The organism is Paracidovorax valerianellae, from assembly GCF_900102625.1.
Classification (GTDB): Bacteria; Pseudomonadota; Gammaproteobacteria; order Burkholderiales; family Burkholderiaceae_C; genus Paracidovorax; species Paracidovorax valerianellae.
Genome location: NZ_FMZC01000002.1, coordinates 343465 through 364817, shown reverse-complemented (window position 1 = coordinate 364817; position 21353 = coordinate 343465). Strand labels below are relative to the sequence as shown.

General features: G+C 67.0%; 27 protein-coding genes and 1 tRNA gene. 17 read left to right on the top strand and 11 right to left on the bottom strand.

All coding sequences use genetic code 11. From position 1 onward, the window contains the following. Positions 1 to 45: 45 nt before the first annotated feature. From BLT03_RS04330 to folK, 3 genes are read left to right on the top strand one after another with little or no spacing between them, the layout of a single operon-like run. Positions 46 to 747 (top strand): histidinol-phosphatase, encoded by a 702-nt coding sequence (locus BLT03_RS04330; RefSeq protein ID WP_092740657.1) that lies wholly within the window; start codon positions 46 to 48, stop codon positions 745 to 747. After that, positions 744 to 2408, top strand: a complete 1665-nt coding sequence (gene pcnB, locus BLT03_RS04325; RefSeq protein ID WP_092740655.1) for a polynucleotide adenylyltransferase PcnB — start codon at positions 744 to 746, stop codon at positions 2406 to 2408. The genes BLT03_RS04330 and pcnB overlap by 4 nt, the downstream gene beginning before the upstream one ends. A gap of 23 nt (positions 2409 to 2431) precedes the next feature. Continuing rightward, a complete protein-coding gene (gene folK / locus BLT03_RS04320; RefSeq protein WP_245711236.1) occupies positions 2432 to 2929 on the top strand; it encodes a 2-amino-4-hydroxy-6-hydroxymethyldihydropteridine diphosphokinase in 498 nt (165 codons plus the stop codon). A gap of 18 nt (positions 2930 to 2947) precedes the next feature. On the opposite strand, the gene BLT03_RS04315 is transcribed toward folK, so the two are convergent. After that, positions 2948 to 3583, bottom strand: coding sequence for a cysteine hydrolase family protein (locus BLT03_RS04315; protein ID WP_092740651.1), 636 nt, complete (start codon positions 3581 to 3583; stop codon positions 2948 to 2950). A gap of 120 nt (positions 3584 to 3703) precedes the next feature. Here BLT03_RS04315 and BLT03_RS04310 point away from each other — a divergent pair, with 120 nt between their 5' ends. Further along, positions 3704 to 4705: a GlxA family transcriptional regulator gene (locus tag BLT03_RS04310; RefSeq protein WP_092740649.1), complete on the top strand. Its 1002-nt coding sequence runs from the start codon at positions 3704 to 3706 to the stop codon at positions 4703 to 4705. Positions 4706 to 4830: 125 nt separating this feature from the next. On the opposite strand, the gene BLT03_RS04305 is transcribed toward BLT03_RS04310, so the two are convergent. After that, entirely contained in the window at positions 4831 to 5802 is a 972-nt protein-coding gene (locus tag BLT03_RS04305) for a Bug family tripartite tricarboxylate transporter substrate binding protein (RefSeq protein ID WP_092740647.1), read from the bottom strand. Between the two features lie 163 nt (positions 5803 to 5965). On the opposite strand from BLT03_RS04305, the gene BLT03_RS04300 reads away from it, so the two are divergent. Together BLT03_RS04300 and BLT03_RS04295 are read left to right on the top strand one after the other, a co-directional pair. Beyond that, the gene (locus BLT03_RS04300; RefSeq protein WP_092740645.1) at positions 5966 to 6328 is read left to right on the top strand and encodes a four-helix bundle copper-binding protein; all 363 of its coding nucleotides are present in this window, start codon (positions 5966 to 5968) and stop codon (positions 6326 to 6328) included. 100 nt (positions 6329 to 6428) lie between these two features. Further along, positions 6429 to 6695: a hypothetical protein gene (locus BLT03_RS04295; protein ID WP_092740643.1), complete on the top strand. Its 267-nt coding sequence runs from the start codon at positions 6429 to 6431 to the stop codon at positions 6693 to 6695. 45 nt (positions 6696 to 6740) lie between these two features. Here BLT03_RS04295 and BLT03_RS04290 read toward each other — a convergent pair whose 3' ends face one another. Beyond that, complete coding sequence (locus BLT03_RS04290) at positions 6741 to 7838, bottom strand: CDP-6-deoxy-delta-3,4-glucoseen reductase (protein ID WP_092740641.1); 1098 nt, start codon at positions 7836 to 7838, stop codon at positions 6741 to 6743. Positions 7839 to 7885: 47 nt separating this feature from the next. Between BLT03_RS04290 and BLT03_RS04285 the strand changes: the two genes are divergently transcribed. Further along, entirely contained in the window at positions 7886 to 8833 is a 948-nt protein-coding gene (locus tag BLT03_RS04285; RefSeq protein ID WP_092740639.1) for an NAD-dependent epimerase/dehydratase family protein, read from the top strand. A gap of 59 nt (positions 8834 to 8892) precedes the next feature. Here the strand turns inward: BLT03_RS04285 and BLT03_RS04280 are convergent, their stop codons facing one another. The 3 genes from BLT03_RS04280 to BLT03_RS04270 form a co-directional block, all read right to left on the bottom strand. Beyond that, a complete protein-coding gene (locus BLT03_RS04280; RefSeq protein ID WP_092740637.1) occupies positions 8893 to 9579 on the bottom strand; it encodes a DUF4124 domain-containing protein in 687 nt (228 codons plus the stop codon). Continuing rightward, entirely contained in the window at positions 9576 to 10160 is a 585-nt protein-coding gene (locus tag BLT03_RS04275) for a hypothetical protein (RefSeq protein ID WP_175537658.1), read from the bottom strand. Before BLT03_RS04275 ends, BLT03_RS04280 begins: the two co-directional genes overlap by 4 nt. A 157-nt stretch (positions 10161 to 10317) precedes the next feature. After that, positions 10318 to 10620: an antibiotic biosynthesis monooxygenase family protein gene (locus tag BLT03_RS04270; protein ID WP_092740635.1), complete on the bottom strand. Its 303-nt coding sequence runs from the start codon at positions 10618 to 10620 to the stop codon at positions 10318 to 10320. Between the two features lie 148 nt (positions 10621 to 10768). Between BLT03_RS04270 and BLT03_RS04265 the strand changes: the two genes are divergently transcribed. After that, positions 10769 to 11263, top strand: a complete 495-nt coding sequence (locus tag BLT03_RS04265; RefSeq protein WP_092740633.1) for a hypothetical protein — start codon at positions 10769 to 10771, stop codon at positions 11261 to 11263. A 96-nt stretch (positions 11264 to 11359) separates the two neighbouring features. On the opposite strand, the gene BLT03_RS04260 is transcribed toward BLT03_RS04265, so the two are convergent. The 3 genes from BLT03_RS04260 to BLT03_RS04250 form a co-directional block, all read right to left on the bottom strand. After that, a complete protein-coding gene (locus BLT03_RS04260) occupies positions 11360 to 12319 on the bottom strand; it encodes a chemotaxis protein (protein WP_092740631.1) in 960 nt (319 codons plus the stop codon). Between the two features lie 280 nt (positions 12320 to 12599). Continuing rightward, complete coding sequence (locus BLT03_RS04255) at positions 12600 to 13862, bottom strand: CaiB/BaiF CoA transferase family protein (RefSeq protein ID WP_092740629.1); 1263 nt, start codon at positions 13860 to 13862, stop codon at positions 12600 to 12602. 150 nt (positions 13863 to 14012) lie between these two features. Continuing rightward, positions 14013 to 15209, bottom strand: coding sequence for an acyl-CoA dehydrogenase (locus BLT03_RS04250; RefSeq protein ID WP_092740627.1), 1197 nt, complete (start codon positions 15207 to 15209; stop codon positions 14013 to 14015). A gap of 186 nt (positions 15210 to 15395) precedes the next feature. Here BLT03_RS04250 and BLT03_RS04245 point away from each other — a divergent pair, with 186 nt between their 5' ends. The 6 genes from BLT03_RS04245 (at position 15396) to BLT03_RS04225 (ending at position 18096) form a co-directional block, all read left to right on the top strand. After that, complete coding sequence (locus BLT03_RS04245; protein WP_092740625.1) at positions 15396 to 16292, top strand: LysR substrate-binding domain-containing protein; 897 nt, start codon at positions 15396 to 15398, stop codon at positions 16290 to 16292. A 136-nt stretch (positions 16293 to 16428) separates the two neighbouring features. Beyond that, a complete protein-coding gene (locus tag BLT03_RS04240; RefSeq protein WP_092741068.1) occupies positions 16429 to 16647 on the top strand; it encodes a hypothetical protein in 219 nt (72 codons plus the stop codon). Between the two features lie 117 nt (positions 16648 to 16764). Continuing rightward, the gene (locus BLT03_RS24765; protein ID WP_245711235.1) at positions 16765 to 17067 is read left to right on the top strand and encodes a hypothetical protein; all 303 of its coding nucleotides are present in this window, start codon (positions 16765 to 16767) and stop codon (positions 17065 to 17067) included. A 276-nt stretch (positions 17068 to 17343) separates the two neighbouring features. Then, positions 17344 to 17490, top strand: coding sequence for a hypothetical protein (locus BLT03_RS24405; protein WP_175537657.1), 147 nt, complete (start codon positions 17344 to 17346; stop codon positions 17488 to 17490). Next, a complete protein-coding gene (locus BLT03_RS04230) occupies positions 17487 to 17699 on the top strand; it encodes a hypothetical protein (RefSeq protein ID WP_092740621.1) in 213 nt (70 codons plus the stop codon). The genes BLT03_RS24405 and BLT03_RS04230 overlap by 4 nt, the downstream gene beginning before the upstream one ends. Positions 17700 to 17916: 217 nt before the next feature. Then, positions 17917 to 18096, top strand: coding sequence for a CsbD family protein (locus BLT03_RS04225; RefSeq protein WP_092740619.1), 180 nt, complete (start codon positions 17917 to 17919; stop codon positions 18094 to 18096). A gap of 230 nt (positions 18097 to 18326) precedes the next feature. Here the strand turns inward: BLT03_RS04225 and BLT03_RS04220 are convergent. Next, positions 18327 to 18411: transfer RNA gene (locus tag BLT03_RS04220), tRNA-Leu, on the bottom strand. Positions 18412 to 18454: 43 nt separating this feature from the next. Between BLT03_RS04220 and cysM the strand changes: the two genes are divergently transcribed. From cysM to BLT03_RS04205, 3 genes are all read left to right on the top strand, one after another. After that, complete coding sequence (cysM, locus tag BLT03_RS04215) at positions 18455 to 19360, top strand: cysteine synthase CysM (protein ID WP_092740617.1); 906 nt, start codon at positions 18455 to 18457, stop codon at positions 19358 to 19360. 104 nt (positions 19361 to 19464) lie between these two features. Next, positions 19465 to 20010: an NUDIX domain-containing protein gene (locus BLT03_RS04210; protein ID WP_092740615.1), complete on the top strand. Its 546-nt coding sequence runs from the start codon at positions 19465 to 19467 to the stop codon at positions 20008 to 20010. Positions 20011 to 20040: 30 nt separating this feature from the next. Then, a complete protein-coding gene (locus BLT03_RS04205) occupies positions 20041 to 20268 on the top strand; it encodes a sulfurtransferase TusA family protein (RefSeq protein ID WP_092740613.1) in 228 nt (75 codons plus the stop codon). A gap of 158 nt (positions 20269 to 20426) precedes the next feature. On the opposite strand, the gene galU is transcribed toward BLT03_RS04205, so the two are convergent. Next, positions 20427 to 21317 carry a UTP--glucose-1-phosphate uridylyltransferase GalU gene (gene galU / locus BLT03_RS04200; RefSeq protein ID WP_092740612.1) on the bottom strand — a complete coding sequence of 297 codons (891 nt, stop codon included), beginning with the start codon at positions 21315 to 21317 and terminating at the stop codon, positions 20427 to 20429. Positions 21318 to 21353 lie beyond the last annotated feature (36 nt).

Below are 21353 nucleotides of genomic sequence, written 5' to 3'. Positions count from 1 at the left end.
CGCGCGCTGCCGGCCTTCGCTCCGACCCTTCCGAACCCTTCACGCATGAACCCTGAACCCCCGGCGCAACGCCCTCGGCTGGCCCTGTTCGATCTCGATCACACGCTGCTGCCGCTCGACTCCGACTACGAATGGGGCGAGTTCACCATTCGCATCGGCTGGAACGATCCGGTCGAGTTCGGCCGCCGCAACGACGAGTTCTATGCCCACTACCAGGCCGGCACGCTGAACGTGCACGACTACGTGCGCTTCGCCATCGACGCGGTGCGCCAGCGCGGCCCGGAAGCCGCTGCCACCGCGCACGCGCAGTTCATGCGCGAGGTGATCGAGCCAGCCATCCACCCGCAGGCGCTGCAACTGGTGCAACAGCACCAGGCCGCGGGCGACCAAGTGGTGATCATCACCGCGACCAACGAGTTCGTGACCGGCCCCATCGCCCGGGCGCTGGGCGTGAACGAACTGCTCTCCATGGGCCTTGCGCGCGATGCGCAGGGCTGGTACACCGGCGCCATCGAGGGCACGCCGACCATGCGCGAGGGCAAGGTCCGGCGCATGGAAGAATGGCTGGCCGCACGCGGCCTGGCCTGGAGCGGCGTGGAGAGCACCTTCTACAGCGACTCCATGAACGACGTGCCGCTGCTCGAAACCGTCAACCACCCGGTGGCCACCAACCCCGACCCCCGCCTGCGGGCGCTCGCGCAGCAGCGTGGCTGGCGCATATTGGATCTCTTTCCCACCCAACCATGATCAAGACGTTCATCGACAAACTGCTGGGCAAGGGCGCCGCTGGCGCCGGTCGCGGCAAGAACCGCTTCGGCAAGCGCGAGGAAGTGCCCGCCTCGGTGCACGGCATCGACCCCGAACTGGTGGACCGCCGCGCGGCCGACGTCGTGCGCACGCTCAAGGCCGCGGGCTTCGAGGCCTACATCGTCGGCGGCGCGGTGCGCGACCTGCTGCTGGGTCTGCGGCCCAAGGATTTCGACGTGGCCACCAACGCCACGCCCGAGCAGGTCAAGGGCCTGTTCCGGCGCGCGTTCATCATCGGCAAGCGCTTTCGCATCGTGCACGTGGTGCACGGCCGGGGCCGCGAGCACGAGGTGATCGAGGTCTCGACCTTCCGCGCCTACCTGGACAACACCGCCATCGAGCAGCAGGTGAGCGGCAACGAAAAGACGAGCAAGCAGCAACTGGTGGGCATGCAGCATGCCGTGGATGCCAGCGGCCGCGTGCTGCGCGACAACGTGTGGGGCCCGCAGGACGAAGACGCCACGCGCCGCGACTTCACCGTGAACGCCATGTACTACGACCCTGAAACCCAGGTCGTGGTGGACTACCACAAGGGCATTCAGGACGCGAAGAAAAAGCTGTTGCGCATGATCGGCGACCCGGCCACGCGCTACCGCGAAGACCCGGTGCGCATCATCCGCGCCGTGCGTTTCTCGGCCAAGCTGGCGGGCCTGGGCTTCACCATCGAGCCGAAGACGGCCGGCCCGCTGATCGAATCGCAGACCTTGCTGGCCGACGTGCCGCAAAGCCGCATGTTCGACGAAATGCTCAAGCTGCTGCAGACGGGCCACGCCATGGCCACCATCGCGCAGCTGAAGAAGCTGGGCATGACGACCGGCATCTACCCGCTGCTGGACGTAGTGGTCGAGCGGGCCGACACCTCGTTCGTGAGCGCCGCGCTGGCCGACACCGACCGCCGCGTGGGTGAGGGCAAGCCCGTGGCACCGAGCTTTTTGCTGGCCTGCGTGCTGTGGCAGGACGTGAAGACCGGCTGGGACCGCCGCATCGCCCAGCGCGAGCAGCCGTTCCCCGCGCTGCAGGATGCGATCGACGAAGTGTTCGAGCGGCGCATCGGCGACGTGTCGGGCCGCGGCAAGCTGGCCGCCGACATGCGCGAGATCTGGGTCATGCAGCCGCGCTTTGACAAGCGCGTGGGCTCCACGCCTTACAGCATGGTGGCCCAGGCGCGCTTTCGGGCCGGCTTCGACTTCATGCGACTGCGCGCCGACGTGGGCGAGGTCGAGGAAGCGCTGGCCGAGTGGTGGCAAGAGTTCCAGCACGCCGACGACCTGCGCCGCGACGACATGATCGACCAGGCGCGCGAAGAGCAGAAGACCCGCCAGCGCAAGGCCCAGCCGGTCGTGCGCCGCGTGCCACGGCCCGCCGATGCGGACGGTGGCGCCGCTGCATCCAATGAACCGCGCGCAGCGGCGGCCTCGCCATCCTCGTCTTCGTCCTCGTCGTCTGAAGACCACGAACACGACGGCGGCGAAGAAACCGCGGGCGACGGCGCTGCCCCGAAGAAGCGCCGCCGTCGCCGCCGCAAGCCCGCTGGCGGCGGTGGTGGTGCCGGTGGTGAAGGCGCCGCACCGGCACCTTCGTCCGGCCACCCGAACGACTGACCCCGGGTGCGGGAGCGCGCACCGTGACGGCGACGCTGCCAGGGTCGGTGCCGGTGCCGGCATGGATCGGGCTGGGGGCCAACCTGGGCGATGCGCGAGGGGCGCTGCTCGGCGCGCTCGGCGCCATGGCCCGCTGGCCGGACACCCGCGTGGTGCGGGTGTCGTCGCTGTATCGCAGCGCACCGGTGGATGCCGGCGGCCCCGACTACCTGAATGCCGTGGCCGAACTGGCCACGCCCTGGCCCGCGATCGACCTGCTGCGGGCCCTGCAGGCCATCGAGCAGGCGGCTGGCCGCGAGCGCCCTTACCGCAATGCGCCGCGCACGCTGGACCTGGACGTGCTGCTCTACGGCGACGAGCGCATCGACACCCCTGAACTGACGGTGCCCCATCCGCGCATGCAAGAGCGCGCCTTCGTACTGCGGCCCCTGGCCGAGATCGCGCCAGGCCGCGTCGATGCGGCCCGCCTGGCCGCTGTGCAATCGCAGCGCATCGAGCGGCTCGGCGCTTTCTGGCCCTGAGGTGGCTGGCCCGGCCGCTCAGGCGGCCTGGCGCCCGCGCTGGTTGGAGCTGAACACGTTGTCCTTGGGCAGGGCCTGGCCCGCCTGCACCGCAGCCACCCAGTCGCTGGTGGGCGCCACGGCGGCGAAGTTGCTGTGGAACACCACGCTGAACACACGGTGGATCTCTTCGGCACTCACGCGGCCCGCGGCGTTGGCGTAGGGCAGGGCGCCGCTGGCGTCGCTCAGAAACTCCACCTCCAGGCCGCGATGGGCCGCTTCGAAGATCGTGCTGGCGTCGCAGTTGTGCGTCATGTAGCCCACGATGGTGAGCGTGTCGATGCCGCGGGCTGACAGCCAGTCGGCCAGGTCGGTGCCGGCGAAGACGCTCGCGAGCGTTTTCTCGATGCGATGGTCGGCCGGGCGGCGCGCCACTTCGGGGTGCAGTTGCCAGCGATCGGTGGCCTTGTCGAACACGGGCGAGCCGGCCGGCGCGGTGTGCTGCACCACGACCACCGGCAGGCCGGTGGCGTGGGCCGCGTCCATGGCCCGCGCGATGTTGGGCAGCGTGTCGGCGACGGGCGGGTGCTCGATGGGCAGGTTGCCCCCGGGGAAGTATTCGTTTTGTACGTCGATGACGACGAGCGCGCGGCGGGGTGTGGAGGTAGAGGTCATGGCTGAAGTCCTTGGTGATGACGGTTGCGAACGTTGCGGAAGGGAATGGCTGGATTGTTCGCCCTCTGCCTTGCCACCGAAAGTGGCTTGAATGACATCGATCGATAGAATCGAGCCATCATGAAAAGCACCGACCACTCATCGCCCACGCCTACGCCTACGCCCACGCCAGAAACCGTTGCCGTCGTCGCCTTCGACGGCATCAGCCCGTTTCATCTCTCGGTGCCTTGCCTGGTGTTCGGCGAAGACCGCACGGCGCAGGGCGCGGCGCGCTACCGGGTGGTGGTGTGCGCGGTGGAGCCCGGCCCGTTGCGCACCTCGGCTGGTTTCGGCATCGACGTGCGCCGGGGCCTGGCGGCGCTGCGGCGTGCGCACACCATCGTCGTGCCGTCGTGGCATGAAGACCTGGCCCCTGTGCCGCCCGCACTGCTGGCCGCGCTGCGCGCCGCGCACCGCCGGGGCGCCCGCATCGTGGGCCTGTGCCTGGGAGCGTTCGTGCTGGCCGAAGCGGGGCTGCTCGATGGCCGGGCGGCGACCACGCACTGGGTGCTGGCGGCGGAGTTCGCACGGCGCTACCCGCAGGTGTCGCTGCGGCCCGAGGTGCTGTATGTGGAAGACGGATTGGTGCTCACCTCGGCCGGCACCGCGGCGGGCATCGATTGCTGCCTGCACCTGCTGCGCCAGCAGCACGGTGCCGAAGCGGCCAATCACGCGGCGCGCCGCATGGTGGTGGCGCCGCACCGCCAGGGCGGGCAGGCTCAGTACATCCAGCAGCCGGTGGCGCCATCGGTGCGGGGGGATCGGCTGGCGCCGCTGCTGCAGTGGCTGGGCGAGCATCTGCACGAAACCCACACGCTGGAGGCGCTGGCCGAGCGGGCCGTGATGAGCCCGCGCACCTTCACGCGGCGTTTTCGGCTGTCCACCGGAACGACGGTCGGGCAATGGCTGCAGAACCAGCGCATCGCGCTGGCGCAGCGCCTGCTGGAGGGGGGCGACCAGTCCATCGAGGCCGTGGCCGCCGAATCGGGCTTCGGCTCCGCCGTGTCGCTGCGGCAGCATTTCTCCGCCGCGGTGGGCATTGCGCCCTCCGCTTACCGGCGGCAGTTCAACGCGGTCGGTTGAATCGAAGTGCTATAAAAAATATAGCTAACCACCCTAGGGGAATATGCGCTGGCGGCCATTTTCATGCAAATGCCGGATGGGCCGCTGGCAGGGGCTGTCAGCCGACGCTGCAGCCCCCGGATGGGTCAGTCGACCTTGGCGCCTGAGGCCTTCACCACTTGCTGGTACTTGGCGCGCTCGGATGCCATGAACGCATCGAACTGCTCCGGCGTGGTGGCCACGGGCTCGGCCATCAGGGCGGCGAAACGCGTCTTGGTTTCGGGCGCGTTGAGCGCTGCCACGAAAGCCTTGTTCAGCTTGGCGATGACGGGCTTGGGCGTGCCGGCCGGTGCCACCAGGCCCCACCACGTCTCGATCGAAAAGCCCTTGAAGGTGTTCGACAGCGGTGGCACCCCCGGCAGGGCGGCGCTGGCCTGCGGCGACGTCACGGCCAGGGCCTTCAGCTTGCCGGAGCGGATGTTGGGCGCCGCGGCTGCGAGGTTGTCGATGTTGAAATCCACTTCGCCCGCCAGCAGGGCCAGCTGCGCCGGGCTGGCGCCGCGGTAGGGGATGTGCAGCGCGAAGATGCCGGCGCGCTGCTTGAACATTTCGCCCGCCAGGTGGCCGGCGCTGCCGTTGCCGCCGCTGCCGTAGTTCAGCTTGGCGGGGTTGGCCTTGGCGTAGGCGATCAGGTCGGCCACGGTGTTGATCTTCAGTTCCTCGGCCTTGGCCGAGTTGATGACCAGCACGTTGGGCACGCTCACCATCTGCGTGATGCCGGCGAAATCCTTGGCCGCGTCGTAGGGCATGCGGCTGTAGAGCCAGGGGTTCACGGCGTGCGTGGCCGTGGCGGCCAGGCCGATGGTCAGGCCGTCGGGTGCCGCCTTGGCGATGGCGTCGGCGCCGATGTTGCCGCCCGCGCCCGCCTTGTTGTCGATGATCACCGTGCCCAGCGTGTCGCGCACCCGTTCGGCCAGCGCGCGGGACGTGACGTCCAGCGGGCCGCCCGGCGCGTACGGCACGATCAGGCGGATCGGGCCGTCCTGCGCGTGGCTCAAGGGGGATGCAAACGCCGAGGCGAGGACGGCGGCCGAGAGGAGGAGGTTTCTGCGGTTCATGCGGTGATTGTGCAAAAAAACGGAAGGGTTGCGATGCAGCAGTTTGCTGCCACGTCCTACAGCGCCCGCAAAGGGGCATTTTTATAAACGTTCAAGACGTTTCCAGTTTGCATCCCTTTGCACCCCATCGACGCCCGCCGAGCTGGCGGAAGAAGGACTTTCCATGCCGCAGGCTTTTACCGAAACCAACGACACCGTGGCCACCTCGCGCTACGCCGATTGCATTCGCGCATGCAACGAATGCGCCGATGCCTGCGATTACTGCGCTGCCTCGTGCCTGCGCGAGCCCGAGCCCCGCTACATGGTCCAGTGCATCGCCATGGACATGGACTGCGCCGCGCTGTGCCGCGTGGCTGCCAGCGCCATGTCGCGCGAGAGCGCCCACGCGCACGAGATCTGCGCCCTGTGCGCCCGCCTTTGCGACAGCTGCGCCAACGAATGCGCCCGGCACGACATGGCCCACTGCCGTGCCTGCGCCGCCGCGTGCCGGCGTTGCGCGGAAATGTGCCGGGCCATGTCGCACTGAGCCGCTCTTACCTGTTGTTACTTCTGCGATACCGGCCGGACGCGCTGCGGCAAGGTGCGAGGCGTTGAATGGAACCCACGGACCCGATCAAGGAGCCACCATGTTGTCCATCCGCTTTTTCACCATCGCTGCCGCATCGGCGGCCGCCAGTTTGCTCACCGGCTGCGTCGTGGCCCCTGTCGGGGGTTACTACGCAGGCTCTGGCTATTACGGCGGGCAGGGCTATTACCAGACCGAATCCGTCTATGTGGCCCCGCCGCCAGTGGTTGTGGCGCCCACCATCGGGTTCTTCGGCGTCTATGGCCGCGGTGGCTACGGGCGCGGCTATGGGGGCGGTTACTACGGCCGTCCGGGCTGGCGCCGTTGATCTATCCGGTGCTGGATCAGCGGCACGTTCAGCCGTTCAGCCCATTCAGCCCGCAGTGCCGGCCGGCTGGGTGGAGGGCTCGCTGGCCCCGTGCTTGTCGGCTTCTGACGTGAACGCATCCGCATAGAACTCGTCGGGCGGCAGTTGGCGCTCAGCGCTGTAGGCCACCCGCGCCGTGTCCACCACGATGGGCGCGCCGCAGGCATACACCTGGTGGCCTGACAGATCGGCATGGTCGTCCATCACGGCCTGGTGCACGAAGCCGGTCCGGCCGGTCCAGCCGTCTTCGGGCAGTGCGTGCGACACCACGGGCACGTACGACAGCTGCGGCATCTCGGCCATGCGCTCGCGCACCCACGCATCCATGTACAGGTCGCCAGGGCGGCGGCCGCCCCAGTACAGCGTGACAGGGCGTTCGATGCGCTTGGCCTGCAGGTGCTCGATGAGCGCCTTGATCGGCGCAAACCCCGTGCCGGAAGCCAGCAGGATGATGGGCTTGGTGCTGTCTTCGCGCAGAAAGAAGCTGCCGAAGGGGCCTTCGACGCGCAGGATTTCTTTTTCCTTCATCGCGCCGAACACGTGGTCGGTGAACCGGCCGCCCGCCATGTGGCGGATGTGCAGTTCCACGCCCGGCGCCTGCGCCTGGGTGTGGGGCGCATTGGCCATCGAATAGGCGCGGCGCGCGCCGTCGCGCAGGATGAACTCGATGTATTGCCCCGCGTGGTAGCGGAAGGTGTCGGCCGCCGGCAACTGCAGGCGCACGACCATCACGTCGTGCGACGCCCGCGTGAGGGTGGAAACGCGCACCGGCAGCTTCTTGATCGGGTAGGCGCTTTCGTCGGTGACCTGGCGCGATTCGAGCACCACGTCGGTCAGCGGCTGGGCGCAGCAGGTGAGCACGAAGCCGGCATCGGCCTCGGCCGCGGTCAGGGCCTTGGACTGGTGCTCGCCGTGGGCCACGAAGCCGCTGAGTTTCTTGCACTTGCACGATCCGCAAGCGCCGTCCTTGCAGCCATAGGGCAGGCCCACGCCGCCGCGGATGGCCGCCGCCAGGATGGACTCGCCCGGCTGCGCGAAAAACGCCCTGCCACTGGGCTGTACGGTGATCTGATGGGTGGCCGCGGCCGTCTCTGCGGGGGTCATGGAGTGGGTATCCTTGGGGGTTTTCTTCTCGCCGAACGGACCCGATTTTGCCCTCAAACCAAAGCCCCCTAGGGGCCCTGCCGGCGCGCTTTCGCCGCCAGCGCGTGCTCATCATCGGCTGCGGCGACGTGGGCCTGCGCGCGGCACGCGACATGGGGGCATCGGCAGGTGCGCACGGGCCCCGGGTGCTGGCGCTCACGTCCAGCCTGGATCGCGTGGCGGAACTGCGCGCCGCCGGCATCGTGCCCTTGACCGGCAACCTGGACGACGCTCGCAGCCTGCGGCGACTGTCGGGGCTGGCCACCCGCGTGCTGCACCTGGCCCCACCGCCAGGGGAGGCCGCAGCCGGCGCCGCCTGGTGGCGCGATGGCCGCACGGTGGCATTGGCCCGCGCGCTGCTCCTACGCACGCCGCCAGCGGCGCTGGTCTATGGCTCCACCAGCGGTGTGTATGGCGACTGCAGCGGCGCCTGGGTGACCGAAGCTCGCCCGGTGGCGCCCGCCACGCCGCGTGCGCAGCGCCGGGTGAACGCCGAACTCGCCGTGCGCCACCTCGGCCGCGGCCCGGTGCGCGTGAGCATTCTGCGCATCCCGGGCATCTATGCCCCCGACCGCGAAGGCGGCACGCCCGAAGCCCGCCTGCGCCGCGGCACGCCGGTGCTGGTGCCCGAGGACGACGTGTACACCAATCACATCCATGCCGACGATCTGGCGCGTGCCTGCGTGGCCGCGCTGTGGCGCGGACGGCCGCAGCGCGTGTACCACGTGAGCGATGCGAGCGATATGAAGATGGGCGACTACTTCGACTTCGCGGCAGACCTTTATGGCCTGCCACGCCCACCGCGCCTGGCGCGCGAAGCCGCACGGGAGCAACTGCCGGCCCCCTTGCTGAGCTTCATGGGCGAGTCGCGCCGGCTGGATGCCACGCGGCTGCACCGGGAGTTGCGCGTGGTGTTGCGCTACCCGACCGTCGCCGAAGGGCTGCGGGCCCGGTAGCGGTCTCGCACCGAGCCGCTTTCAGCGGCCTTCACCGGCCTTCTTTTCTTGGATTCGCTTCAGCGGGGGCGCACGTTGCCCTGCTGGTCGTAGCAGCGGAACACGTTGCAGTGCGAGATCGGGGCCGACGGCACCGGCAGGGCGGGCTGCACCACCACCGGGCGCCGTGGCGGCACGACCACCACCGCGGGCGGCGCGTAGTAGTCGCCACTGCTGACCATGCCGCTGCCGCGTGCCCGCTCCACCTCGGCATAGCCCTGAGGGCCGAGGCAATCGAGGTCCATCTGGCGCTGCGCCGCAGCCATGCGGGCTTGGCCGTCGTAATTGCCCAGGCCCGATTCATTGGCCACGCGGTCGAGGTTGCGGCGCGACCGGGCGCATTCGGGCGAGCGTGACGGATCGGCCGGCACACGCGCTGCCGACCGCTCGCGGTCCTGCCGCGCTTCCTGCTGGGCCTCCTGGCGTTCGATCTGCAGGCGCTGCTGCTTGAGCTGCAGCGCTTCACGCGCCTGTGCGCGTTCTTCCTGGATTTCTTCGGGGGTCTTGCGAGACTCGACCTCGCGCACGGCCGTGCCCTTGTCGCAGGCGCCGTCCGTGTAGGTCACTTTGCCGGTGCCGGGGTCGGTGCAGCGCATCACCTGCGCCTGGACGGGGCCGGAAAGGCTCGCGCAGGCTGCCACGGCCAGCGCCGCGCAAAGGCGCCATGCGGCAGGGCCGCAGCGAATGGGGGCGAGGGGCTGGGTCATGGCCGGTTCTGGGGGTTCTGTTCCAGGCGCCATCCGGGCGCGGGGCGTTGGCCCTGCGCGCCGGGCGGTCGGCGGTCTTCGCCGCGCTGGCGGTTGTCGCGGTCGGCCTGCTCGCGGCGCTGCCGGTCGAGTTCGGCACGCTGGCGGTCCATTTCAGCGCGGCGCCGGTCGGCATCCGCACGCTGGCCGTCACGATCACGGCGGCGGTCGGCTTCGCGTGATTCCCGAGATTCCCGCGCCTCGCGGTCCCGGCGGTCGCGCCAGGCACGCTCGCGGTCTTCGCGCATCTGCCGCTCGCGCCAGTCGTCGCGGCGGTCCACGCCATAAACGGGGGCCGGTACAGGCACGTAAACGGGGTAGGCCGGGCGGCTGTAGCCGTAGGCGGGCTGTTGCTCGTACACCGTGATGGATGTCGAGCCGCCAGACGGGTAGGGGTACGACGGCGCCGTGGGGTAGCCGGACTGCGGGTAATTGGACGAGGGGTAGTTGGACTCGTAATACGGGTCGCCGGGCACCGCGCAGCCCGTGGCCAGCACCGCCAGGGCGCTGGCGGCAAATATCTTGAGGGCGGGGTGGAACATGTGATGGCCTCGCTGGCTGGTGGCCGCACAGCGTGGAGCATCTGGCGGCGGGTGGGGGACGACGGCGGTCATTCGACGCGCCGCGCCCGTGTGTGACGCATTGAGAACCATTTTGGTTGACGGTGCGCCGGCCCGATTGTCAGGCTTTGCCCCATCTTCACACAGGGGGCAGGACCACCGGCGCGTAATGCAGCACGGTCGGGAACGGGTCGTAGAAGCCGTGCAGCAGCGACTTCCAGACTTGGTATTCGGGAGATTGCCGAAAACCCTGTTCGTGCGCCTCGACCGTGGTCCAGCGCACCAGCAGAAGGTATTCCTGCGGTCGCTCCACGCAGTGGTGCAGTTCGTGAGACAGGTATCCCGGCATGCTCGCGATCAGGCGCTGGGCTTCGGCAAACGCCTGTTCGAAGGCGGCATTCTGTCCGGGGCGGATGGTGAGCGGGGCGGTCTCAAGGATCATGCGGCAGTCTATTCGACCGTCCGGCTTGACCGATCTGGGAGGTTTTTGGAAAGGGCCGGGAACGGTGCCCGCTCTACACTCTTCGGTTTTCCCCGCCCAGGCCGGAACAGCGCGGCCACCACCGCTGTGCCCGGGCCGGGCCGCCGATATGACCGAAGAATCGACCGAAAACCCCGAATTTGCCCCCGTGCAGGAACCCCGCCTGTGGAGCGACGAGCGCTGGACGGCGCGTGTCGTCAAGAACGAAGACGACGATGGCTGGGCCGTCGAGATGACGCTGCGGGGCGAATCCGAGCCCGCACTGGTCGGCCCCTGGACCATGGGCCGCGACAAGAAGAACCCCAAGCCGCTGGACACCGCCGCCTTTCACACGCTGGTGAAGACCGCTTCCGAAGTGCTGCGCCGCCACGAGCAGCAACTGCATGCCCAGTTGAACAAGAGCGTCACCGTGACGGCGCAAGGCCAGCGCGTGCGGGTGACGCTGGCCATCGAGCCCGATGACGAGCACCCCACCGCCACGCTCAGCGCGCATTCGGCGCTGGACGGCGAACTGCTGGCATCCGTGGGCGTGTCGCCCGGCTTCGCGCTCACCAGCGCCAGCGCCGTGGCGTGGATCGAACGCGGGTTCGAGCGGCCGCGCTGAGATTGAGGCTGAAGCTGCGCGGGCGTCCAGGAAAAGAAGGGGTTGCAGCCACGGCACCGCCCTCGAGCGGCCGCCGCAGCGAATGTGCGCTGGCCCTTACTTGGGCAGCACCCGGCGCATGGTTTCCGCCAGGTCTTCCGCGACGAACTTCGCCACGTAGCCATCGGCGCCCACGCTGCGCACGTGGTCCTCGTTGGCCGAGCCGGACAGCGAAGAGTGGATCACCACCGGAATCTTGTTCAGGCGCGCGTCCTGCTTGATGTTGCGGGTGAGCGTGAAGCCGTCCATTTCCGGCATTTCCAGGTCGGTCAGCACCAGGGCCACGCGGTCGGCTGCGGTCTTGCCCTCGGCCTCGGCCGCGCGGGCGATGACGTTCAGCCGGTCCCAGGCTTCCTTGCCGGACCTGGTCATTTCGTAAGGGGCCTGCAAAACCTGCAGTTCCTTCTCGATGAGCGAGCGGGCGACGAACGAGTCGTCGGCCGCCAGGATCATCGTGCCGGGCTTGAGCTTCAGGCGCGGGCCGACCTTCTCGGGATCGACCTTGTGCTCGTCGGAGGGCGAGACCATCTGCAGGATGGCTTCCACGTCCAGCACCTGCGCCAGGCGCGAGCCATCGGTGTTGCCGTCCAGCCGGGCGATGCTGGTCACCAGCTGGCCGCCGGTGCCGCTGGCTTCGGCGGAAAGCACCTGCTTCCAGTCCAGTCGCACGATGTCTTCTACCGATTCGACCGCGAAGGCTTGCGTGGTGCGCGCGTATTCGGTCACCAGCATGATGTTCAGGCCGGTCTGGGGCTTGCAGCCGACGATCGAAGGCAGGTCGAGCACGGGAATGATCTGGCCGCGCAGGTTGACCACGCCCAGCGAGTGCGGCGTGGCGCCGGCGATGGGCGTGATGCTGGGCATGGCCACGATCTCGCGGATCTTGAACACGTTGATGCCGAACAACTCGGACTTGCCCAGGTTGTCGTCAACGCCCAGACGGAAGAGCAGAAGCTCGAATTTGTTCGTGCCGGTGAGATTGGTCCGCTCGTCGATTTCCTGCTGAACTGCCTTCATCGCTGACTCCTTCGCATTGATACGCGTGTTTACAAATTTTAGAGCGGGATGATGAAAGCCCGGTCCTAAATATTTTTTCCGTGTTGCGCCCGCGCTCCGTGATGAGGAACAAGGGTTTCACCCTGTTCACTATCGGCGTTCAGGGCAAAAGCTGAAAAGCGGCCGGGAAATGATTTTATCTAATTTATCATTTTTATCAAATAGGAAATCGACTGGGCCATAAAAAAAGCCTTGCGCAGTCGCAAGGCTTCAAAGGTCAAGTGGAATCAAGCAGCGCTGGCTACAAAACTTTCGCCGCCCGGAGCTGTGCGATCCGCTCGGGCGCGAGCCCCATTTCCACCAGCACCTCATCGGTGTGCTGCCCCAATGCCGGCGGCGCACGGTGCAGCACCGGCGGCGTGGCCGAAAGGCGCATCGGACTGGCGACTCCGGCAATGCGGGCCACGCCATCGCCCACCTCGCCCTGCGGCCAACGGGCCTGTTCCACGCGCAGGCCGCGCGCCTGCACCTGGGGGTCGTCGAACGCTTCGGCAAGCGTGTTGATCGGCCCGCACGGCACCGCTTTGTCTTGCAGCAGGGCAATCCACTCGGCCGTGGTGCGGGTGCGGGTGACGGCCTGCATGGCGGGGATGAGTTCTGCCCGGTGCTTCACGCGCAACGTATTGGTGGCGAATCGGGTGTCCTGCGCCCATTCCGGGCAACCGGCGGCGGCGCAAAAGCGTGCGAACTGCCCGTCGTTGCCGATGGCCAGCAGCACGGCGCCATCGGACGTGGGGAAGTCCTGGTAGGGCACCAGGCTGGGGTGGGTGTTGCCCTGGCGCGTGGGCGCCTGGCCCGTGGCCAGAAAACCCGAAGCCTGGTTGGCGAGCACGGCCATGCCCACGTCGAGCAGCGCCATGTCGATGTGCTGGCCCTCGCCCGTGCGCTGGCGCACATGGAGCGCCGCCAGGATGGCGTTGCTGGCATAAAGGCCCGTGAACAGGTCGATCACCGCCACGCCCACGCGCAGCGGCCCGGCGCCCGCTTCGCCATCGGTCCGGCCGGTGATGCTCATCAGCCCGGTCATGGCCTGGATCATCAGGTCGTAGCCGGCGCGTTCGGCATAGGGTCCGTCCTGGCCGAAGCCCGTGACCGAGCAGTAGATCAGCCGGGGGTTGAGCACCCGCAGGCTCGCATGGTCCAGCCCGTATTGCTGCAGCCCGCCGACCTTGAAGTTCTCCACCACCACGTCGGCCTGCTGCGCCATATCTCGGATCAGCGCCTGCCCCTCGGGCGTGGCCATGTCGATGGTGACCGAGCGCTTGTTGCGGTTGCACGCCGTGAAATACGCGGCCTGGTCCGTGTCGTTGCCGGCCTCGTCCTTCAGGAAGGGCGGGCCCCAGTGGCGCGTGTCGTCGCCCACGCCGGGGCGTTCCACCTTGACCACGTCCGCGCCCAGGTCGGCCAACACCTGGGTGCACCAGGGGCCGGCCAGCACGCGGGACAGATCGAGCACGCGAATGCCGGCCAGGGCACCCGCAGGGGCTTGGGAAGGTGCGGTCATGCAAATATCGCTTTGCTATTAAATATGTAGCAATGTGCCGGCGTATTCATTGCGCTGGAGGCCTAAAAGGCTCCAAGTCCCGAAAGCCGGCTTGCCGTGCAGGTGCGCGGCCGCCGCCCGGGGGCGGTGGCCACGGCCCCGTCGCTTCGATCAGTTGGCGAAGGCGGCGATGCCGGTCTGCGCGCGGCCCAGGATCAGCGCGTGCACGTCGTGCGTGCCTTCATAGGTGTTGACCACTTCCAGGTTCACCAGGTGGCGCGCCACGCCGAATTCATCGCTGATGCCGTTGCCGCCCATCATGTCGCGCGCCATGCGGGCGATGTCCAGCGCCTTGCCGCAGCTGTTGCGCTTGATGATCGACGTGGCCTCGACCGACGCGGTGCCGTCGTCCTTCATGCGGCCCAGGCGCAGGCAAGCCTGCAGGCCGATGGCGATCTCGGTCTGCATGTCGGCCAGCTTCTTCTGGATCAGCTGGTTGGCGGCCAGGGGGCGGCCGAACTGCTTGCGGTCCAGCGTGTACTGGCGCGAGGTGTGCCAGCAGAACTCGGCCGCGCCCAGTGCGCCCCAGGCGATGCCGTAGCGCGCGCTGTTCAGGCAGGTGAAGGGGCCCTTGAGGCCCTGCACTTCAGGGAAGGCGTTTTCTTCGGGTACGAAGACCGCGTCCATCACGATCTCGCCGGTGATGCTGGCGCGCAGGCCCACCTTGCCGTGGATGGCCGGTGCGCTCAGGCCCTTCATGCCTTTTTCGAGCACGAAGCCGCGGATCGGGCCGACCGCGCCGCTTTCGGACACTTCCTTGGCCCACACCACGAACACATCGGCGATGGGGCTGTTGGTGATCCACATTTTTGCGCCCGAGAGCGAGTAGCCGCCCGGCACTTTCTTGGCGCGCGAAGCCATGCTGCCGGGGTCGGAGCCGTGGTCGGGCTCGGTCAGGCCGAAGCAGCCGATCCACTCGCCGCTGGCGAGCTTGGGAAGGTACTTCTGCTTTTGCGCTTCGGTGCCGAACTCGTAGATCGGCACCATCACGAGCGAGCTTTGCACGCTGGCCATCGAGCGGTAGCCCGAATCCACGCGCTCGACTTCACGGGCGATCAGACCGTAGGCCACGTAGTTCAGGCCGGGGCCGCCGTATTGCTCGGGGATGGTCGGGCCCAGCAGGCCCACTTCGCCCATTTCGCGAAAGATGGACACGTCGGTCTTTTCATGGCGGAACTGCTCCAGCACGCGGGGCGCCAGCTTGTCCTGGCAGTACGCTGCGGCGGCATCGCGCACCATGCGCTCGTCGTCGGTCAGTTGCTGGTCGAGCAAGAAGGGATCGTTCCATTGGAAAGCGGCGTGGGCCATGCGGGAGTCTCCGGGAAAAGGGTGAAGGGGGCGGGTTGAGAGCCGATGTGCATAAAGCGCATGGCCTCAAGGCTTTGCGCAATGGTAGGCGCATGGATACTGCGGTGCAAGCGAGGATGGTGCATCCAGATATGCGTTCAGGTCATATTTGAGGCCGCGTGGCGCTTTCGGCGGCACAATGCCGGCATGCGCCGAACGCTCCCTTCCACCCAGTCGCTGACTTGCTTCGAGGCCGCCGCCCGCCATGAAAGCTATACGCGCGCTGCGCAGGAACTCGCCCTCACCCAGAGCGCAGTTTCGCGTCAGATCCTAGCGCTGGAGGTCTTTCTGGGCGTTTCGCTCTTTCGCCGCACGCGGCATGGCGTGGCGCTGACCCCGGCGGGTGTTCACTATGCGCGGCAGGTGGGCCGGTGGCTGCAGGGGCTGGAGCGCGACACGCTGGATGTCATGGCGCACCAGGGGCAGGGCGGTGCGATTGCCCTTGCCGCCGTGCCCACCTTCGCCACGCGCTGGCTGATCCCGCGGCTGCCCTTGCTGGCGCGGGCGCACCCCGAGATCGTCGTACACATCGAAACGCGCACGCGGCCCTTTTTGTTCGCCGACGCGGGGTTCGACGCCGCCCTGTACGCCGGCACGCCCGAGCAGGTCAGCAACTGGCCGGGCACGCAGGCCCAGTGGCTCCTGCAGGAAGACGTGGTGCCTGTCTGCAGCCCCAGCCTGTTGCCGGAGGGCAAACCGCTGGCGCCCCAGGCGCTCGCCAGCCTTCCGCTGCTGCAGCAGACCACGCGTCCGTACGGCTGGCGCCAGTGGTTCGAGGCCATGGACGTGCAGGCGCCGCGCGCGCTCGACGGGCCGCGGTACGAACTGTTCTCTATGCTCGCCGTGGCCGCTTCGCATGGCTTGGGCGTAGCGCTCATGCCGCCGCTGCTCATCGAAGCGGAACGCGCCCGGGGCGAGCTGGTGCTGGCCTGCGAGCGCCCCCTGCGCGGCGAGCGGGCTTACTACCTCATCAGCCCCGCGCAAGAGCAGCCGCCCGTGCTGGCTGCGTTCGCCCGCTGGTTGCAGGACATGGCCGCGAGTTGAGCCGCCAAGGCCGTTCTGCGCAGCCATCCGATTGCACGGCGTTGCCTGCGCGGCTACCCTTTGGGACAGCTGCAGCTCAAGCATGGCCCTGGCCGTGCAGACCGTGGCTTTGTGCAACCAACAAGGAGAAAACTTCATGGGAACCGTTTATCACGCACCGCATTTCGACCCGACCGTGGATGAGCTGGAAGCGCTCAAGCAACTCGAAATGGGCAAGGCCATCACCGTGCCCGAGGCGCTCACCCACCACCTGTCGGGCCGGCTGTACGAACGCGGTTATGTGGCGAAGAACGCCGCTGGCGACCTGGCCATCACCGACACCGGCCGCCAACTGATCCGCCGCCAGGAAAGCTGACACTCCGGTCGTTCCCAGCGCCGGCCTGATCGCCGTCGCCTCAACCCGGCGCCAGGCCCTCATCCATGGGGGAGCGCCGGGTTTTTTCATGGGCAGCGCTAGAGCGAGGAATCCGACATGCCAGCCGCCTTCGTCCTACAGACGAAGGCAAAAGGCGGTTCTAACGTATCGCCTGTGCCGCTTCGCAGCGTATTGAACCTGAAGCAGCGAGACCAACCCATCCGAGGAGCAGCGATGCCAAGAGGTGACAAGTCGGCTTACACAGACAAACAAAAACGCCAAGCCGAACACATCGAAGACAGCTATGAAAACCGTGGCCTCAGCAAGCCCGAGGCCGAGCGCCGGGCCTGGGCCACGGTGAACAAGGACTCCGGAGGCGGTAAGAAATCCGGCAGTGCGCGTGGCAAGTCCACCCGCTGAACCAGAACCCGCACGCCCCTCAACCATTTTTTGTGCCCCCAGCGTCGGTGGATGCCAGTCATAGCTTGCTTCCGATGGTCTGTTCCTATTGAAGGATTGAACATATGAAAGAAACTCTGACTGTCCTGGCCGGATTCATGCTGTTTTCCAGTTTGGGAATCGCCTACTTGGCCGCATCGGTCATGAGCGGTCTCTGAACTGGCGCGACAGAGCATCTCGGCTCGCATCCCCACTCCGGCACCCGGCACCTTTCCCCCTCCAGCTTCGGCACCTTTCATGGCCACACACCCAACCACTCCCGACAAGGCAGACCTGCCTGTCGAGCCCGATGTGCCGGCGCCTCCGCCCGAACAGGCGGATGAGCCGCCCCATGTGCTGCGGGTCATGAGCGCCGCGAGCGCCGCAGCCAGGGGTTTTGCATGAGCGCCGACGCCACCGAACGCCAGGTTGACGAAGCCGAAAAGCGGGTCGGTGCCGTGCTGGAGCAGCTTGAAGAAGAAACCAGCTCCGAAGTCGAGAAGATCGCGCTGGAAGACGTGGTGGACACCAACGAAGAGACCGGCCGGCCCGAAGTGCGCAAGGCCGTGGACATCAAGGTCAAACCGAAGGTCCAGCGCAAATGGACCAAATGACGCGTTAACGATTGGAGAGTGCGGCGAGTCTGCAGCGCCGTCGCCATCAACCGTATGAAACCCGCACGCTGCCCGCGTCGCGGGTTTTTTTCTTATGTAGGCAGCTACTGACGCCAACGGATGACTTCCGCCCGCGCAGCCGCCACCCGCCCCACCTTAATCTTTCAGCCATGCAAAGCCATTTTGTTTTGCACATACCTCACCGAAAGGACTCACCATGAACACCGATCAAGTCAAGGGCGCTCTCAAGGACGCAGCAGGCAAGGTTCAGGAAAAGACCGGCGAGCTGATCAACAGCCCCGAGCAACAAGCCAAGGGCATCGCCAAGCAAGTCGAAGGCACGACCCAGAAGAACTACGGCGACGTCAAAGAGAACGTCAAAGACGCGACGAGATAAGCGCGGTGAGGGCTTGGCCCTTGCGCATCAAAGGCCCGGTCTGGAAACGCACCGGGCTTTTTCTTTGGCGTGCTCGACTCAGTGGTCGATGCCGAACAAGGCAAATGCACCGAACAACGGTAGCTATGCCATGAATAGGCAAAAGTCGGCAGGAGAGATGTTTGATTTGCCAGCGCTGCCACAAGCGAGTGTGGGACTGAACCAAGCTGCAAGCCACGGCTGAGGAGCCATGGTGCCCGGGGCCGGAATCGAACCGGCACGCCTTGCGGCGGGGGATTTTGAGTCCCCTGCGTCTACCAATTCCACCACCCGGGCGACGCAAAGATTGAAGCCGCGAATTATGGCACAGTAGCGCGCTATGAAGACTTATCCTACCATCGAAGACGCGATTGGACACACCCCTTTGGTCGCCTTGCAGCGCATCGGGGCAGCAGAGAACGCAGCGCGGGGCACCGTCGTGTTGGGCAAGCTGGAAGGCAACAATCCGGCTGGATCGGTGAAGGACCGGCCCGCACTGTCGATGATCCGCCGGGCGCAGGAGCGCGGAGACATCAAGCCGGGCGATACGCTGATCGAGGCGACCTCGGGCAACACCGGCATTGCGCTGGCGATGGCGGCGGCAATCAAGGGGTACCGCATGGTGCTGGTGATGCCCGAAGACCTTTCGGTGGAGCGCGCCCAGACCATGAAGGCCTTCGGCGCGGAGTTGATCCTCACGCCCAAGAGCGGCGGCATGGAGTACGCACGCGACTTGGCCGAAACCATGGTCAAGCAGGGCAAGGGCGTGGTGCTCGACCAGTTCGCCAACCCCGACAACCCCCGCATCCATTACGAAACCACCGGCCCCGAACTGTGGGAGCAGACCGAAGGGCGCATCACGCACTTCGTGAGCGCGATGGGGACGACCGGCACCATCACCGGCGTGTCGCGCTATCTCAAGGAAAAGAACCCGGCCATCCAGATCATCGGTGCGCAGCCGAAAGAAGGCTCGCGCATCCCCGGCATCCGCAAATGGCCGCAGGAATATCTGCCCAAGATCTACGACCCGAGCGCGGTGGACGAGACGATCAACGTGGGCCAGGACGACGCCGAAGACATGTGCCGCCGCATGGCGCGCGAAGAGGGCATCTTTGCCGGCATCTCGGCTGCGGGCGCCTGCTGGGCCGCGCAGGAGATCGCGCGGCGCGAGTCCGACGCGACCATTGTTTTCGTGGTGTGCGACCGGGGCGACCGGTATCTGTCCACGGGGGTCTTCCCGGCTTGATCAGTGCCTTGGCAGTTCGGTGATGTGCACGATCGGGTTCAAGGCAAATAAGGCCTCATGCCGCCGTATTCATTGTCCTGATTGCTATTAAAAATATAGCGACTATGTACGAAACCCGGTTCTGTACCCACTGCGCCACGCCCCTGGCGCGCATCACGGTCGCCGAGGATGGCGGCGATGTGGAACGCCTGCGCTGCCCGGCCTGCGGCTGGACGCACTGGAACAACCCGACGCCGGTGCTGGCCGGGGTGGTGGTGCGTGATGGAAAAGTGCTGCTGGCCCGCAATGCGGCGTGGGCCGGCAAGCAGTACGCGCTGATCACGGGTTTCATGGAGGCCGGTGAGACGCCCCAGGAAGGCATCACCCGCGAGATCAAGGAAGAGACCAACCTGGACGTGAGCGCGCTGACTCTCATCGGCGTGTATGAGTTTCGGCGCATGAACCAGGTGATCATTGCCTACCACGCGGTGGCGCATGGCGAGGTGCGGCTGTCGCCGGAGCTGGTGGACTATCGCCTGATCGCCCCGGAGGCCGTGAAATGCTGGCCCGCGGGCACCGGATACGCCTTGGCGGACTGGCTGCGAACACAAGGCATCGAACCCGAATTCGTGGATTTTTTCCAGAGCGGCGCAGCCCCTTCGGCTGCTTAGAATGGGGCTCATTCGCCCAGGAAGCACGTGATGGACATCCACAAGGAAATCGACACCCGCGGTCTCAATTGCCCGCTGCCCATTCTCAAGGCCAAGAAGGCCCTGGCCGACATGGTCAGCGGACAGTTGTTGAAGGTGGTCTCTACCGACAATGGCTCGTTGCGCGACTTTCAGGCGTTCGCCAAGCAGACGGGCAACGAACTGGTCGAGCAGCAGACGGTCGGGGAAGAGTTCATCCACCTGCTGCGCCGGCGCTGAGCGCGCAAAGCCCCGACGGCTCGATCATTCACTCGACGGGCGCGGCCGCTCAGGCGCGGTAGCGGCAGCGACACCCGGACAAAACCCCTCAGCGGATCAAGACACGCGGTCCAGTTCCCTGCGCGGGGCTGGCTGGACCCCGGCGGCGATCCATCGGATCAGATCTCTACGGTCTTGAGGTATTCGCGGAAGGCAGCGCCCACTTGCGGATGCTGCAGCGCCAGTTCCACCGTCGCTTCCAGAAAGCCTTCCTTGCTGCCGCAGTCGTAGCGCTTGCCTTCGTAGCGGAACGCATAGACCGCCTCGCGCGCCATGAGGCGGGCGATGGCATCGGTCAGCTGGATTTCGCCGCCCACGCCCTGGGGCTGGTTGCGGATTTCATCGAACACGCCGGGCGTGAGGATGTAGCGGCCGGCCACGCCCATGCGTGATGGTGCGTCTTCCGGTGCTGGTTTTTCCACGATGCGGTCAATGCGGATCAGCGGGCCGCCGGCAGGCTCGCCGGCCACGATGCCGTAGCGCCGTACCTGGTCGGCCGGCACTTCCTGCACGGCCAGCAGCGAGCGGCCCTGCTTGCGGAAGGCACTGGCCATCTGCGCCAGCACGGGCTGGCCGCCGGGCGCGCCGACCATCAGGTCGTCCGCCAGCAGCACGGCGAAGGGCTCGCGGCCGACCAGCGGTTCGGCGCACAGCACGGCGTGGCCCAGGCCCAGCGAGCGAGGCTGACGGACAAAGGCGCAGTCCATGTCGCTGGGGGCGACCGAGCGCACCAGCTGGAGCAGATCGTTCTTGCCGGCGGCTTCCAGCTCGTTTTCCAGCTCGTAAGCGGTGTCGTAATGATCTTCGATGGCGCGCTTGCTGCGGCCGGTCACGAAGATCATGTGGCGGATGCCGGCAGAGTAGGCTTCCTCGACCGCGTACTGGATCAGGGGCTTGTCCACCACGGGCAGCATTTCCTTGGGAGATGCCTTGGTGGCGGGCAGAAAGCGGGTGCCCAGGCCTGCCACGGGAAACACGGCTTTGCGGATCGCGGAAGTGTTGTCGGTCATCGATGCTCCTTCTTGGGGTCGGTCAGTCGGTGTCGT

Coding starts and splice junctions, on each gene's coding strand:
- BLT03_RS04330 (WP_092740657.1), top strand. CDS start 46: ATGAACCCTGAACCCCCGGCGCAACGCCCTCGGCTGGCCCTGTTCGAT.
- pcnB (WP_092740655.1), top strand. CDS start 744: ATGATCAAGACGTTCATCGACAAACTGCTGGGCAAGGGCGCCGCTGGC.
- BLT03_RS04315 (WP_092740651.1), bottom strand. CDS start 3,583: ATGACCTCTACCTCCACACCCCGCCGCGCGCTCGTCGTCATCGACGTA.
- BLT03_RS04310 (WP_092740649.1), top strand. CDS start 3,704: ATGAAAAGCACCGACCACTCATCGCCCACGCCTACGCCTACGCCCACG.
- BLT03_RS04305 (WP_092740647.1), bottom strand. CDS start 5,802: ATGAACCGCAGAAACCTCCTCCTCTCGGCCGCCGTCCTCGCCTCGGCG.
- BLT03_RS04300 (WP_092740645.1), top strand. CDS start 5,966: ATGCCGCAGGCTTTTACCGAAACCAACGACACCGTGGCCACCTCGCGC.
- BLT03_RS04295 (WP_092740643.1), top strand. CDS start 6,429: ATGTTGTCCATCCGCTTTTTCACCATCGCTGCCGCATCGGCGGCCGCC.
- BLT03_RS04290 (WP_092740641.1), bottom strand. CDS start 7,838: ATGACCCCCGCAGAGACGGCCGCGGCCACCCATCAGATCACCGTACAG.
- BLT03_RS04280 (WP_092740637.1), bottom strand. CDS start 9,579: ATGACCCAGCCCCTCGCCCCCATTCGCTGCGGCCCTGCCGCATGGCGC.
- BLT03_RS04275 (WP_175537658.1), bottom strand. CDS start 10,160: ATGTTCCACCCCGCCCTCAAGATATTTGCCGCCAGCGCCCTGGCGGTG.
- BLT03_RS04270 (WP_092740635.1), bottom strand. CDS start 10,620: ATGATCCTTGAGACCGCCCCGCTCACCATCCGCCCCGGACAGAATGCC.
- BLT03_RS04265 (WP_092740633.1), top strand. CDS start 10,769: ATGACCGAAGAATCGACCGAAAACCCCGAATTTGCCCCCGTGCAGGAA.
- BLT03_RS04260 (WP_092740631.1), bottom strand. CDS start 12,319: ATGAAGGCAGTTCAGCAGGAAATCGACGAGCGGACCAATCTCACCGGC.
- BLT03_RS04255 (WP_092740629.1), bottom strand. CDS start 13,862: ATGACCGCACCTTCCCAAGCCCCTGCGGGTGCCCTGGCCGGCATTCGC.
- BLT03_RS04250 (WP_092740627.1), bottom strand. CDS start 15,209: ATGGCCCACGCCGCTTTCCAATGGAACGATCCCTTCTTGCTCGACCAG.
- BLT03_RS04245 (WP_092740625.1), top strand. CDS start 15,396: ATGCGCCGAACGCTCCCTTCCACCCAGTCGCTGACTTGCTTCGAGGCC.
- BLT03_RS04240 (WP_092741068.1), top strand. CDS start 16,429: ATGGGAACCGTTTATCACGCACCGCATTTCGACCCGACCGTGGATGAG.
- BLT03_RS24765 (WP_245711235.1), top strand. CDS start 16,765: ATGCCAGCCGCCTTCGTCCTACAGACGAAGGCAAAAGGCGGTTCTAAC.
- BLT03_RS24405 (WP_175537657.1), top strand. CDS start 17,344: ATGGCCACACACCCAACCACTCCCGACAAGGCAGACCTGCCTGTCGAG.
- BLT03_RS04230 (WP_092740621.1), top strand. CDS start 17,487: ATGAGCGCCGACGCCACCGAACGCCAGGTTGACGAAGCCGAAAAGCGG.
- BLT03_RS04225 (WP_092740619.1), top strand. CDS start 17,917: ATGAACACCGATCAAGTCAAGGGCGCTCTCAAGGACGCAGCAGGCAAG.
- cysM (WP_092740617.1), top strand. CDS start 18,455: ATGAAGACTTATCCTACCATCGAAGACGCGATTGGACACACCCCTTTG.
- BLT03_RS04210 (WP_092740615.1), top strand. CDS start 19,465: ATGTACGAAACCCGGTTCTGTACCCACTGCGCCACGCCCCTGGCGCGC.
- BLT03_RS04205 (WP_092740613.1), top strand. CDS start 20,041: ATGGACATCCACAAGGAAATCGACACCCGCGGTCTCAATTGCCCGCTG.
- galU (WP_092740612.1), bottom strand. CDS start 21,317: ATGACCGACAACACTTCCGCGATCCGCAAAGCCGTGTTTCCCGTGGCA.